Source organism: Saccharothrix syringae, assembly GCF_009498035.1.
GTDB lineage: Bacteria > Actinomycetota > Actinomycetes > Mycobacteriales > Pseudonocardiaceae > Actinosynnema > Actinosynnema syringae.
The window spans coordinates 3,730,719-3,743,920 of record NZ_CP034550.1; the positions used below are offsets into that span (position 1 = coordinate 3,730,719).

Sequence of the window (13,202 nt, forward strand, 5' to 3'; positions counted from 1 at the left end):
GGTCCGCACAAGTCCGTACAGTCGTCTTTCACGGATAAGACCCCTGATTCGCCGCCCCCAGGTCGACACCGTGACACCGAGGGGACCCGAGTGCGCGTTGCGGACCACGGCGACCCGGTCGCCGCCGTCTACACCAAGAAGGACTTCGGGCGCGTCCTGACCGCCCTGCGCGAGGCGACCGGCCTGACCGTGCGCGACCTCGCCCGCCGCGTGGGCGTGCCGTTCGGGACGCTCAGCGGCTGGTGCACCGGCAGGCACGTGCCGACGCTGTCCCAGAGGGAGCTGTTCCTGCGGCTGCTCGCCGAGTGCGGGGTGACCGACGAGCGCCGCGTCGCCGACTGGGTGGAGTGCTGGTTGCGGCTGCGCAGGCCCCTGGGGCAGCGGCGGACCGACGCCCGGGTGCCCTACCGGGGGCTCGAACCCTTCGGGACCGACGACGCCGCCTGGTTCTTCGGCCGGTCGCGGCTGACCGGGGTGCTGGCGCGCCGGGTCACCGCGGACCGGCCGGGGCTGGTGGTCGCGGTCGGCGCGTCGGGGTCGGGGAAGTCCTCGCTGCTGCGGGCCGGCCTGCTGCCCGCGCTGCGCGGCGACGGCCCCGGCCGGGTGCTCACCCCCGGTCCGCGCCCCCTGGCGGCGCTGGCCTCCCAGCTCGCCCTGCTCGGCGACGCGGCGGCCGACGAGGTCGAGGCCGAGCTGCGCGACGACCCCGGCCGCGCGGCCCGCCGGCTGCGCGGCGGCCTGCCCGGTTCGGCGCTGCTGGTCGTGGACCAGGTGGAGGAGGTGTTCACCGCGGCCGGGGACGACCCGGGCGAGCAGGCCGCGTTCGTCGCCGCCCTGCACGGGCTCGCCGAACCGGGTCCCGGCGCGCTGCGGGTGGTCGCGGCGATGCGCGCGGACTTCTACCCGGACGCGTTGCGCCTGCCGCTGCTCGCCGAGGCGTTGCAGGACGGCCAGGTCGCGGTGGGGCCGATGACCGAGGAGGAGATGCGGGAGGCCATCACCGGGCCGGCGCGCCTGGCGGGCGCGGAGGTGGAGAACGGGCTGGTGGACGTGCTGCTGCGCGACCTCGCCCCGGGAGGTGCGCGCCGGGACGGCGGGCCGCTGCCGCTGCTGTCCCACGTCCTGCTCGCCACGTGGGAGCACGCGGGCGGCACCACCCTGCGCATCGCGGACTACGAGGCGACCGGTGGCGTCCACGGCGCGGTGGCCAAGACCGCCGACGACATCTTCGCCGACCTGTCCGAGGCCGACCGGGAGCTGGTCCGGACCCTGTTCCCGAGGCTGGTGCACGTCGGGGACGGCACCCCCGACACGCGCCGGCGGGTGCCCCTGGACGAACTGCCGGGCGAGGGCCGCGACGAGCGGGTGCGGGAGGTGCTCGGCCGCTTCGTCGACCGCCGCCTGATCACCGCCGACGTCGACGGCGTCGAGATCAGCCACGAGGCGCTGATCGACTCCTGGCCCCGGCTGCGGGAGTGGATCGACCTCGACCGGGCGGGCCACCGGCTGCGCCGCGGGCTCACCGAGGCCGCCAGGGCCTGGCAGGAGAGCGGTCGCCACCCGGACACCCTGTACCGGGGCGTGCGGCTGGACGCGGTCGTGGAGTGGGGTGCCCGGCCGGGCAACCGCGCCCTGCTCAACCGGGAGGAGCGGGAGTTCGTCGACGCGGGCGTGCGCGCCGAGCGGGCGGAGCGGGTGCGCGAGCGGCGCCGGACCCGCACCCTGCGCAGGCTCGCCGCCGCGCTCGCCGTCCTGCTCCTGCTGGCGGGCGTCACCGCCGTCCACTCGGTCGGGCAGAGCCGTCGAGCCGACCGGCAGCGCGACGTGGCGGTGTCCCGGCAGATCGCGGGCACCGCGACCAGGCTCGCCGAGAGCGACCCCGCGCTGGCCGCGCAGCTCGCGGTCGCGGCGCACCGCGTCGCCCCGACCCTGGAGGCCACCTCCGGCCTGCTCGCCGCCGCGTCCCGCCCGGCCGTCGGCCGGCTGGTGCGGCCGAACCGGGCCAGGCAGGCCGTCGTCGTCGACCCGGCGGGCACCCTGCTCGCCGCGGCGGGGGCCACCGACTTCGACACCGAGGTGCAGCTGTGGGACGTGCGAGCGCGCCCGGTGCTGCTGCCCACCCGGCTCGCCGGGCACACCGACGCGGTCTACGCGGCCGCGTTCTCCCCGGACGGCCGCGTGCTGGCCACCGGTTCGGCCGACCGGACCGTGCGGCTGTGGGACGTCGCCGACCCCGCGCGGCCCGGACCGCTCGGCGCGCCGCTGACCGGGCCGGGGGAGCGGGTCCTCGCGGTCGCCTTCAGCCCCGACGGCACCCGGCTCGCGGTGGGCGGCGGTGACCGGGCGCTGCGGCTGTGGGACGTGCGCGACCCGGCGGCGCCCGTGCCGGGCCCGGTGCTGACCGGCGCCTCGGGTGCCCTGCAGGGCATCGCCTTCACCCCGGACGGCGCCACCGTCGCGGCCGCCGACGCCGGTGGCGCGGTCCGGCTGTGGGACGTCGGGACCGGGGCGGCGCTCGGCGCGCCGCTGGCCGTGCCCAGCCGCGTCAACGCGGTCGCCGTCAGCCCGGACGGCCGCACGCTCGCCGCGGGCGCCAACGACGCCACCGTGCGGCTGTGGCGGCTGGACGACCGCGCCGCGCCGACCCCGCTCGACCCGCTGACCGGCGCGGCGGGCTGGGTCAACGCGGTCGCCTTCAGCCCCGACGGCGGGTCGCTGGCGGGCGCCGACGCGGGCGGCGAGGTCACCGTGTGGGACCTGGCCGACCGCGACACCCGGCGCGCCCTGCCCCACCCCGGACCGGCGACGGCGGTGGCGTTCCGCGCCGGCGTCCTCTACACCAACGCCACCGACGGCGTCGCCCGCCGCTGGCTCGTGCCCGGCCCCGTCCTGCCCGCCGCGGACCGGCAGGTCACCGGCCTCGCCTTCACCCCGGACCGGGCGCTGCTGTTCGACGGCGGCACCGACGTGCGGCTGTGGGACCTCGCCGACCGCGACCACCCGGTCCGCCGGGGCCCGGTGCTGACCGCGCCCGCGGACTCCGACCGGATGGCGGGCACCCTCTCGCTCAGCCCGGACGGCCGCACGCTCGCCGCCGCCGCCCGGGCGGGCAACGCGATCCTGCTCTGGGACGTCGCCGACCCGCTCCGGCCGCGCCCGCGCCCCACCCGGCTCACCGGGCACACCGCGCTCGTCGAGGACGTCCGGTTCGGCCACCGGGGCGGGTTGCTGGCGAGCGCGGGCGACGACGGCACGGTCCGGCTGTGGGACGCCTCCGAGGGTGCCTCCCCCGCCGCGCTGGCCGTGCTCGAACCGCGCACCGGGTTCGTCTACGCCGTCGCGTTCACCCCGGACGACCGGGTGCTGGCCGCGGTCACCCAGGGCGGCCGGGTCGCGCTGTGGGACGTTGCCGACCCCCGCGCGCCCCGTGCGCTGGGCGAGCCGCTGGCGGTGGCGCGGGAGGACGCGCGCAGCGTCGCGATCAGCCCGGACGGGCGCACGCTCGCGGTCGGCACCGCGGGCGGCGCCGTGCAGCTGTGGGACGTCTCCGACCCCGCCGCCCCCACCAGGTCGGGCGAGCCGATCACCGGGCCGGAGGGCACCGTGCTCTCCCTGGCCTTCGACCCCGGCGGCGCGCTGCTGGCGGGTGGCGCGAGCGCCGGGCGGACCTGGCTGTGGCGGCTGGCCGACCGGTCGCCGGTGGCGATCCTCCAGGGCGCCGCGTCCGCGACCTGGGCGACCCGGTTCACCCCGGACGGCACGCTGCTCGCGTCGACCAGCGGTGACGTGCACCTGTGGGAGGTCGACGCGGGGCGGGCGGTGCGCCGGATCTGCGCCGGCGCCGGGGACGGGATCACCGCGGCCGAGTGGGCCAAGCACGTCCCCGACGTGCCGTACGAGCCGGTCTGCCCGCAGGCCGGGTGAGGCGGTGCCGGGGCTGTCCGGGCGCGGTCACCGGACAGCCCCGGCCGGTGCGGGTGGGACCCGGGCGGGTCCGCTCAGCGCAGCGACGCCACGGCCCGCACGAGGCGGTCCACCTCGTCGGGGGTCGTCACGATGCTCGGCCCGAGGCGGACGCAGGTGTCGCGGTGCGGGGAGACGCCCGCCGAGATGCGGTGCTCGGTGAGCAGCCGGTTGGTGACCTCGTCCTCGCGCATGCCGTCGACCCGGCAGCACACCAGGCCGGAGGACAGGTCTTCCGCGCGCGGGGTCAGCAGCCGGACGTGCGGCAGCCCGGCCAGCCCCTCCTTGAGCTGGGCGGCCTGGACCTTGACCCGCTCGGCGATCCGCGCGCGGCCGATCGCCTCGTGGAACTCGAACGCGACGGGCAGCGCCCACCGGTTCTCGAAGGAGTGGTAGCCGCCCGGCGTGTGCAGCACGCCCGGTTCGCCCCGCGGGGCCTCGGCGGTGTGCCAGCCGGTGAAGGCGGGGAAGGAGAAGCTGGGGATGGTGGCGTCCAGCCTGGCCCAGGCGTGGTCCGCGCCCCAGACGAAACCGGTTCCCCGCGGCCCGAACAGCCACTTGTGGGTGCCGGTGATGAAGAAGTCGACGCCCAGGGCCGCCACGTCGACGTCCTCCACGCCGAACCCCTGCACGCCGTCGACGCAGAGCAGGACGCGGGCGTCCTCGTCGCGGTCGGCGTTGACCTCGGCGACGAGGTCGGCGACGGCGCGGATCGGCAGCATGACCCCGCTGTTGGAGTGCACCCAGGTCAGCGCGAGCGCCCTGGTGCGGTCGCCGATCGCCTGCCGGAGCCGGTCGACGAGCTGGTCCGCGGACACCGCCGCCGGGTCCTCGTAGAGGGTGATGCGGCGGACCTCCGCGCCGTCGGCGGCCGCGCGCAGGCGCAGGGCCTCGAAGGTGGAGAAGAAGTCGTGCGTGGTGGTCAGGACCTCGTCCCCCGGTCGCAGGCGCAGCCCCCGGTAGACCAGGCCGAGGCCCATGGTGGTGCTGTCGGTCAGCGCCACCTGCCCCGGGGCGGTGCCCGTGTAGCGCGCGATGGCCTCGCGGGCCCGCGTGGCGTGCTCCAGGTCGGCGACGCCCATCTGGAAGCGCTCGGGGAAGTTGTCCAGGCCGTGCCGAAATGACACTATGGCGTTTTGAACTGGAATAGGGTGCGAGGCGAGCATGAAGGCGGCGAAGTAGGCGTACTCGCCGGCCAGGGAGAACTGACCGCGAACGGAGTCCCAGTCGTGCGGGTCGAAGGTCGACAACGACTCGGCGACCCGTGCCTCGTCCCTTTCGCTGGCCGCCTCATCTGGGAGGAAGACGTGACCGGTGCTCAACAGCGTCCGTTTTCCCATGATCGGGTGCTTCTCCGAGGACGATCGGGTCGGGTCCCGGTCCGCTGACATGCCCCACCTCCTGGATGGTTGTTGCGGGAATTGCCACCGTATCAGAATGATATAAAGTCATATAGTAAGTTGACCCGTGCGGGCGATTTGTCGGGCGGTTCACCCGCACGGGCGCTGACACGGGCGGGAGAGGTTGTGGGGATGGCGGCGGTCGCGCTACGGTCCCGTTTGTCAGGCAGCGCCTGACAGGCGTGGTCCGGTGTCCTTCGAGGGGAGGTGGGGCGGTGACGACCACCGCGGCGGTCCCGCTGTGGCGCAACGGGGACTTCCGGCTGGTGTGGGCCGGGCAGGCGCTGTCCGGGTTCGGCAACGGCGTCTCGCAGCTGGCCTACCCCCTGCTGGTGCTGGCGATCACCGGTTCACCCGCGGCGGCGGGCGCGCTGGCGGCGGTCCGCGCGCTGCCCCACCTGTTGTTCGGCCTGGTCGCCGGCGCGCTGGTCGACCGGTGGAACCGCAAGCGCACCATGATCGCGTGCGACCTGCTCCGCGCGCTGACCATGGCGACCGTCCCGGCGGCCCTGCTGGCCGGCGCGCTCACCGCCGCGCACGTGTTCGCGGTGGGTTTCGCCGGCGGCGTGCTCTACGTCTTCTTCAGCGCGGCCGAGGGTGCGTGCCTGCCCAACGTGGTGCGCGGGGACCAGTTGACCGCCGCGGTGTCCGCGCAGGAGACGGCGCAGTCGGCGTGCGGCGTGGTCGCCGGGTCGGTCGGCGGCGCCCTGCTCCAGGTCTCCCGAGGTCTGCCGTTCCTGGTCGACGCGCTGACCTTCCTCGCGTCGGCGCTGTGCCTGTCGTTCGTGCGCGGCGACTTCCGCGCCGAGGGGGCACCGCCGCGGCGGACCGGTCCACTGCGCGCCGAGGTCGCCGAGGGCGTGCGCCGGCTGTGGGGCCACCCCGGGCTGAGGCTGGTCGCGCTCACCGCCGCGGGCCTCCAGATCGCCGTGTCCGGGGTCGCGCTGGTGGCGATCGTCGTCGCCCGCGACTCGGGCGCCTCGGCCGCGGTGATCGGCGTCCTGTTCTCCGCGCTCGGCGTCGGCGGTGTCGTCGGCGCCGTGCTGGCGCCCCGGCTGCGGAACCGGCTCGGCCTCGGCGGCCTGCTGTTGTCCGTGCTGTGGTGCCAGGCCGCCCTGTGGCTGCTGCTGGCGTTCTCGACCTCGCCGGTCGCGATCGGTGTGGTGCTGGCGCTGTTCACGGTGTCCATGCCTTGCTTCGGCATCGCCGCCCTCAGCTTCCAGCTGGAGGTCACGCCCGACGAACTGCGCGGCCGGGTCGGCACGGCCTTCAGTGTGCTGATCTGGGCCGCCACGCCGGTCGGCGGCGCCGCGGCCGGCGTGCTGCTGGACCTCGTCACGCCCCGCGCCACGGCCCTGGTCTTCGCCGCGTGGGTGGTGGTGCTGGCCGCGGGCACGACGTGGACGGGCGTGCTGCGCGGACTCGACGCACCGGCTTGAAAAAGCCCGCTTACACCATTACAACGATTACAGGGAGTGGATCGCAGGAGCGGGAGCCGATGACCCTTCGCCAGTACGAGTACGCCCTGGCCGTTGCCGAGCAGGGCTCGGTGACGGCGGCGGCGGAGCTGCTGCACGTCGCCCAACCGTCGGTGTCCCAGCAGATCCGCGGCCTGGAGCGGGAGCTGGGCGTGCAGCTGTTCGCCCGCACGCCGACCGGGCTGGTGCCCACCGTGGTGGGCCGCGCGTTCCTGCGGGAGGCGGAGGTCGCGGTGAACGCGGCGCGGCGGGCGCGGGCGACCGCGCGGGCCGGTGCCGACGAGCTGGTGGGCGAGCTGCTGGTCGCGGCGCAGCTGGGCCTGGGCACGCGGCAGTTGCCGAGCGCGCTGGCCGCGCTGCGCCGCCGCTTCCCGCGGCTGGAGGTGACCGTCTTCGAGGAGCCGAACCCGGCCGAGCTGGAGCGGCTGGGGCGTCGGGGCGTGCTGGACCTGGTGCTGGTGGCCGCGCCCTGCGACGAGGGCGCGGCCGAGGCCCACCACCTCGGTGACGAGGAGTTCGTGGTGGTGCTGGGCGAGGGGCACCGGCTGCTCGCCGCGGACCTGGTCGGCCTGCGCGAGCTGGAGGGGGAGCCGTGGGTGCGGTTCGACCGCGACAGCGCGCTCGACGGCGTGCTGCGCGACGTGCTGCGGGACCACGGGCTGGCCCCCACCACGGCCGCCCGCGTGTCCCAGGCGGCGACGGCCGTGCGCTGGGCCGCCCACGGGCTGGGGGTGACGCTCGTCCCGGCCTCCGCGGTGCCCGACGGCTACGAGCACCTGGCGCGGCCGGTGTTCCCGGTGGTGTCCCAGCCCGTCGTCGCCGCGGTCCGGCGCGGCGCGGGCCCGGCGGAGACGGCGCTGCTCGAACTCCTGCGCCGGGAGACCTGGCACAGCGCGGCGGCCTTCGCGCCGGCGCCCGGCGGACCGGCCCGGAGCCGGGTGGCGCCCCCGTCCACGACGAACCCGGCGCCGGTGGTGTAGTCCCGAAGGCGGGGACGCGGCCGCGATCGGTCGGGGATGCCGCCCGGGGTCGTCCCCGGCACGCGCCCACGCCGGGATTCCCCGATCCCGTTCCTCGTCACCTGGGGAATTCGCCACCGTCGACGACGAGGTTGCTCCCGGTCAACCAGGCCGCCCGGTCGGACACCAGGAACAGCACCGCGTGGGCGATGTCGTCGGGACGGCCCTCGCGCCCCAGCGGCACGGCGGCGGTGGCGCCCTCGCCCGCTGCCGCGCCCAGGCGCGCCCACTGCTCCCGCGTCGCCTCGCCGCCGGGGGTGGCGACCCGGCCGGGGGTCACGGTGTTGACCCGCACCCCGAACGGCGCCAGTTCGAGGGCCAGCCCGCGGCTGTAGTTCTCCAGCGCCGCCTTCGCCGCCGTGTAGTGCAGGAACGGTCCCAGCGGCGTGCGGACCGCGGCCGAGGAGACGTGCACGACCACCCCCGAACGCCGCTCCTTCATGCCCGGCACCAGCAGCGAGTCCAGCCGCACCGACGCCAGGTAGTTCAGGTCCAGCGCCTCCTGCCACTCCTCGTCGGGGATGGCCGAGCTGTTCGCGAACGGCCGCGCCCCGCCCGCGTTGTGCACCAGCACGTCCACCCCGCCCAGCACCTCCCGCGCGGCCGCGGCCAGCGCCTCCGCCCCGGCCCGCGTCCGCACGTCGGCCTCCGCGAAGGCGGCCCCCTCCGGCACCGCGCCCGCCGACCTGGCGGTCGTGAGCACGTCGGCGCCCGCGTCCAGGAGCCGTCGCACGACGGCCGCCCCGATTCCGCGCGAACCGCCCGTGACCACGGCCCGCTTCCCCTTCAGCACCGGCGTTCCCGATTCATTCCCGATCATGGTCGTGCCACTGTTCCCCTCGGGTTTTCCGCATATCGCGGCAGGCTTTCTTCGAGCTCTGCCACGCTATGTCCGGAAAAGAACGCAAGGCAAAGACGAAATGTCAGCAGGCGCCATAGGAGGTTCCTATGGCCCCCGGTCCCGCCCGGGGAGTCCGACGGCTGACCGGGGTGCCCTTTTCCTGTGAGCGCTAACAGGTCGACGTGACCGCCACCGGGTGGAACGCGAATCGTTGGATGCCGTGGCGAGGGTAGCGGCCCCTTGGCGGTGCAGTGGCCTGTCCCGCGCGACGGTGCCGAGGTCCGGCAGTGGGCGTGCCGAGGGCTGGCGGCCCGGCAGTGGGTCGTCGGATCGCCCTGCCCGCTGTTGTGCCCTCGGCGCCAGCGCGATATGTTAGCGCTCACATCGCCGCTCATCGACAGCTCTTCGCACTAGGCACATGCCGATGCAACGAAAGAGGTCGACGATGGCACAACAGCCGAGTCCCGTCCGGGTGCTCATCGCGGTGGGCGCGGTCGTGACGGGCGTGCTCGCCGGTGGCGGGACGTCGCAGGCCGCCCCGCAGGGGCCGTGCGACATCTACGCGGCCGGCGGCACCCCGTGCGTGGCCGCGCACAGCACCACCAGGGCCCTCTACGGCTCCTACAACGGCCCGCTCTACCAGGTCAGGCGCTCGTCGGACGGCGCGACGCGCGACATCGGGCCGTTGAGCGCGGGCGGGGTCGCCGACGCCGCGGCGCAGGACTCGTTCTGCGCCGGGACCACCTGCCTCATCACGACCATCCACGACCAGTCCGGGCGGAACAACCGCCTCACCCAGGCCCCGCCCGGCGCGTTCCGGGGCCCGGCCGCGGGCGGCTACGACAACCTCGCCGTCGCCACCGCCGCGCCGATCACCGTGGGCGGGCACAAGGCGTACGGCGTCTACGTCGCGCCCGGCACCGGTTACCGCAACAACAACACCAACGGCGTCGCCGGTGGCGACCAGCCCGAGGGCATGTACGCGATCTTCGACGGCACGCACTACAACGGCGGTTGCTGCTTCGACTACGGCAACGCCGAGCGCAACAGCCGCGACAACGGCAACGGCACCATGGAGGCCCTCTACTTCGGCAACAACACCGTCTGGGGCCGCGGCACGGGCAACGGCCCGTGGATCATGGCGGACCTGGAGAACGGCCTGTTCTCCGGCGTGAACCGCGGCTACAACGCCAACGACCCGACCATCGGCCACCGCTTCCTGACCGCCGTGCTCAAGGGCGAGTCGAACCACTGGTCGCTGCGCGGCGGCGACGCCCGGTCCGGTGGCCTGTCGACGTTCTACAACGGCCCGCGCCCCAACGCGCCGGGCTACCACCCGATGAGGAAGGAGGGCGCCATCATCCTGGGCACCGGCGGTGACAACAGCATCGGCGCCCGCGGCACGTTCTACGAGGGCGTCATGACCTCCGGCTACCCGTCGGACGCCACCGAGAACGCCGTCCAGGCCAACATCACCGCCGCCGGCTACGGGCTCGCCGCGGTCGGCGGGCCGGCGCCCGGCTCGACCGTCTCGCTGCGCGCCACCACGGCGTGCTGCACCGACCGCTACGTCCACCACACCGGCACCACCGTGGACACCGCGGTCGTCACCGGCTCCAGCGCCGCCGCGGAGAAGGGCAACGCCTCCTGGACCGCGCGGACCGGCCTGGCCGACGCCTCGTGCCTGTCGTTCGAGTCCGTGAACACCCCGGGGCAGTACCTGCGGCACCAGGCGTACCAGCTCCGCCTCGGCGGCAACGACGGCAGCGCGCTGTTCGCCCAGGACGCCACCTTCTGCCCGGAGCCCGGCCGCAACGGGCAGGGCATCTCGCTGAGGTCGGGCAACTACCCCGACCGCTACGTCCGCCACTTCGACAACCTCGTCTACATCGCCAACAGCAGCGGCTCGAACGCCTTCGACAACCCCAACGCCTACGCCGACGACGTGAGCTGGGTCGTCAGCGCGCCCTGGGCTTCCTGACGGCGCCCGTGCGCCACGTCCTGCGCAGGACGTGGCGCACGGACACCTCGACGAGGTCCGTCAGCGCTACCTGAGGTAGGCCGCGAGGCCGATGTTCTGCTCCCGCAGCGCCCTGGCGACGGTCTCGGCGATGCGGGCCGCGCCGGCGGCCTCGAAGTGGGTGTGGTCGTCGCAGAAGAAGGCGCCGACCGCGCCGCGGGTGTAGTCGCCGTCGTTGGGGCACAGGCCCAGGGAGTTGTAGAGGGCGACGCTGCGCTGGTGCAGGTCGATCACGGGCACCTGGTCGGCCTGCGCCTGGGCGGTGGTCTCGCCGACGAACCCGCGGTTGCCCACGGCGGTCGAGCCGGAGCAGCGGATCGAGGCCACGGGCGTGACGTAGACGGGCTTCACGCCGCGGGCCTTGGCCTCGCGGCCCATGGTGGCGAGCAGTTCGCGGTAGCGGGTGGTGCCGACGTGGCGGGGGCAGTTGCGGTCGCCGTCGTTGATGCCGAACTGGATGATCAGCCAGTCGCCCGCCTGCATGCCGCCGGTGGCCAGCATGCCCGCCCAGCGCGAGGCGTAGGTGCGGGGGCTGACCACGCACTCGCCCGCCGCGTCCGTGGTGGTCTTGACGTTGGACTCGTAGAGCCAGGTCTGGATGCTGCGCCCGCCCACGGCGTTGTTGACCACGGTGACGTCGTCGGTGAACAGCCGGTCGAACTCGCGGCCCCAGCCGACCGGGCACGTGCTGCCGCCGTTGGCCATGGTGGAGTCACCCGCCAGCCAGACCTTGAACGGCGCGGCCGCGGTCCCCGGGCCCGCCCCGGTCCGCGGTGCGGCGCACGGCGCGGGCGCGGGTGCCGCGCTCGCCGGCACCACCACTGCCGCCAGCGCGGCGAACGCGGCCGCCACGACCGCCAACCTGCTCGGTGCGGAAATCCTCATCGATCCTCCCTGCGTTTGGGCGGGATTCGGGCGTCAGCGGACCCGGGCCGGTCGGATGACGCGCAACCGGACGGCCTCGTCCGGCACCGCATCCGATGTCGCGGTCGCGCCGTATTCGGGGAAGTGGGGTTGTCGCCCGCCTCGCGCGTCAGGTGGAGCCGCTCGGACCCCGTGGTGCCGAGGGCCGTGAGGGTGCCCGCGGCGAGCGCCGGGGCGGCCTTGGGCGTGGTGGGGGGCGGCTCAGCCGGTGGTGTTGAGGGCCGAGGACAGGAGCGGGGCCAGGCGGTCGGCGATCTTGCGGTGGCCCTGGTCGTTGGGGTGGACGTTGTCGGTCGTGTCCGTGGCCTCGACGATCCACCCGGTGGTGTCGACGAATGACACCTTCGGGTCGTTGACGGCCCGCACGGCGGCCTGCGTCTCGGCGATGAAGCGCTTGCGGAAGGTCTGCAACGCCAGGATCGTGGCGTTCGGGTACTTCTCCCGCGCGCGGCGGATCAGGGTGACGTAGGCGCTCTGGAACTGCGCCCCGGTGACGCCGTGCCCGACGTCGTTGGTGCCCAGGTTGATCACCACGGCGTCGGCGCGGTAGCGGGAGAAGTCCCAGTTCGCCGCGTTGTCCTGCAACCCCGTGCGCAGGAACCGGTCGCTCATGCCGATGCACCCGTCGGCCGCCGGGACCAGGCACGCGCCGCCCACCGCGATCTGGGTGTGCGCCGCGCCCAGGCGCTCGCCCGCCAGCCAGCCGTAGGCGGTCAGCGCCTGCTTGGACGACTGCTGGCCCACCGTGATGGAGTCGCCGACGAACTCGACCAGCTTCGCCGGCACGGGCGGGGCGAACGTGCCCGCGCCGGCGTCGAGCTGGATGCCCCGGTAGACCGCGTCACCCCGGTACGAGCCCGCGATCGGCCGGTAGGACACGCGCAGCGTGTGGTTGCCCGCCGCCAGCGGGGTCGGCGTGAGGTCCACCGTGCCGCTGCGGTTGACGTAGGACACGTCCGGGCCGCCGTCGATGCTCGCGTAGAAGTCGATCGCGTTGCGCTGCTTGAGCTTCACCGTGCGGCCGGTGAAGCCGACCACCAGGTAGGCGCCCGCCCACTCCGAGACGTGCGCGGCGGGGTCGGCGGTGTTCCACCGGCCGAAGAACTTCACGTTCGGGTCGGTGGGCGAGCCGTTGCCGGCCGGTGCGCTGGTGCCCGGCCGCACGATCTGCCACTGCCGGTCGGTGCCGGGATTGGCGTCGTACCGGGAGATCCGCGCGCCGTCGGCGGCGGACCGGACCCGCACGGCCTTGCCGCTGTGCCGGGCCACCGGCACGTAGGTGGCCGCGGTGTCCGCGGTCGCGGCGCGGGCCGGTGTGGCGGTCGGCGTGAGCGCGCCGACCACGACCATCACGAGCACCAGTGCCGACCGCACGACCGCAGCGCATGACGACGATGTCACGTGCGTGCCTTTCGCCTGAGGGGGTGCGGCGGCAGCACCACCGGGTGGGAATCTCCTCGGCGAAATGGTTGCGATGCGCCTGTGCGCCGTCAATGGCCGTATCTCGTATGGGCGAATCCCCTCTCGCACGGGCAAATGCCGCGGAGCGCCATTCGG

At 74.9% G+C, this 13,202-nt stretch carries 8 protein-coding genes; 4 read left to right on the forward strand and 4 right to left on the reverse strand.

Features of this window, described 5'->3' with window-relative positions:
- Positions 1-90: 90 nt before the first annotated feature.
- Positions 91-3,924 (forward strand): nSTAND1 domain-containing NTPase, encoded by a 3,834-nt coding sequence (locus EKG83_RS16615; protein ID WP_051765681.1) that lies wholly within the window; start codon positions 91-93, stop codon positions 3,922-3,924.
- Between the two features lie 74 nt (positions 3,925-3,998).
- Here the strand turns inward: EKG83_RS16615 and EKG83_RS16620 are convergent, their stop codons facing one another.
- Positions 3,999-5,090: an aminotransferase class V-fold PLP-dependent enzyme gene (locus tag EKG83_RS16620; RefSeq protein ID WP_194283027.1), complete on the reverse strand. Its 1,092-nt coding sequence runs from the start codon at positions 5,088-5,090 to the stop codon at positions 3,999-4,001.
- Positions 5,091-5,578: 488 nt separating this feature from the next.
- Here EKG83_RS16620 and EKG83_RS16625 point away from each other — a divergent pair, with 488 nt between their 5' ends.
- Positions 5,579-6,802 (forward strand): MFS transporter, encoded by a 1,224-nt coding sequence (locus EKG83_RS16625; protein WP_063741329.1) that lies wholly within the window; start codon positions 5,579-5,581, stop codon positions 6,800-6,802.
- A gap of 59 nt (positions 6,803-6,861) precedes the next feature.
- Entirely contained in the window at positions 6,862-7,821 is a 960-nt protein-coding gene (locus EKG83_RS16630) for a LysR family transcriptional regulator (protein ID WP_033430959.1), read from the forward strand.
- Positions 7,822-7,918: 97 nt separating this feature from the next.
- Here EKG83_RS16630 and EKG83_RS16635 read toward each other — a convergent pair whose 3' ends face one another.
- A complete protein-coding gene (locus EKG83_RS16635; protein WP_228122641.1) occupies positions 7,919-8,653 on the reverse strand; it encodes an oxidoreductase in 735 nt (244 codons plus the stop codon).
- Positions 8,654-9,146: 493 nt separating this feature from the next.
- Here EKG83_RS16635 and EKG83_RS16640 point away from each other — a divergent pair, with 493 nt between their 5' ends.
- On the forward strand, positions 9,147-10,682 hold the full coding sequence (locus tag EKG83_RS16640; RefSeq protein ID WP_033430957.1) for an alpha-L-arabinofuranosidase B: 1,536 nt from the start codon (positions 9,147-9,149) through the stop codon (positions 10,680-10,682).
- Positions 10,683-10,748: 66 nt separating this feature from the next.
- Here the strand turns inward: EKG83_RS16640 and EKG83_RS16645 are convergent, their stop codons facing one another.
- Positions 10,749-11,606, reverse strand: coding sequence for a GDSL-type esterase/lipase family protein (locus tag EKG83_RS16645; protein ID WP_084716372.1), 858 nt, complete (start codon positions 11,604-11,606; stop codon positions 10,749-10,751).
- 240 nt (positions 11,607-11,846) lie between these two features.
- On the reverse strand, positions 11,847-13,019 hold the full coding sequence (locus tag EKG83_RS16650) for an SGNH/GDSL hydrolase family protein (RefSeq protein WP_228122642.1): 1,173 nt from the start codon (positions 13,017-13,019) through the stop codon (positions 11,847-11,849).
- Positions 13,020-13,202 lie beyond the last annotated feature (183 nt).

Bases quoted from the DNA above. Each gene is read 5' to 3' on its own strand.
- EKG83_RS16630 (WP_033430959.1), top strand. From the start codon at position 6,862: ATGACCCTTCGCCAGTACGAGTACGCCCTGGCCGTTGCCGAGCAGGGC.
- EKG83_RS16640 (WP_033430957.1), top strand. From the start codon at position 9,147: ATGGCACAACAGCCGAGTCCCGTCCGGGTGCTCATCGCGGTGGGCGCG.
- EKG83_RS16645 (WP_084716372.1), bottom strand. From the start codon at position 11,606: ATGAGGATTTCCGCACCGAGCAGGTTGGCGGTCGTGGCGGCCGCGTTC.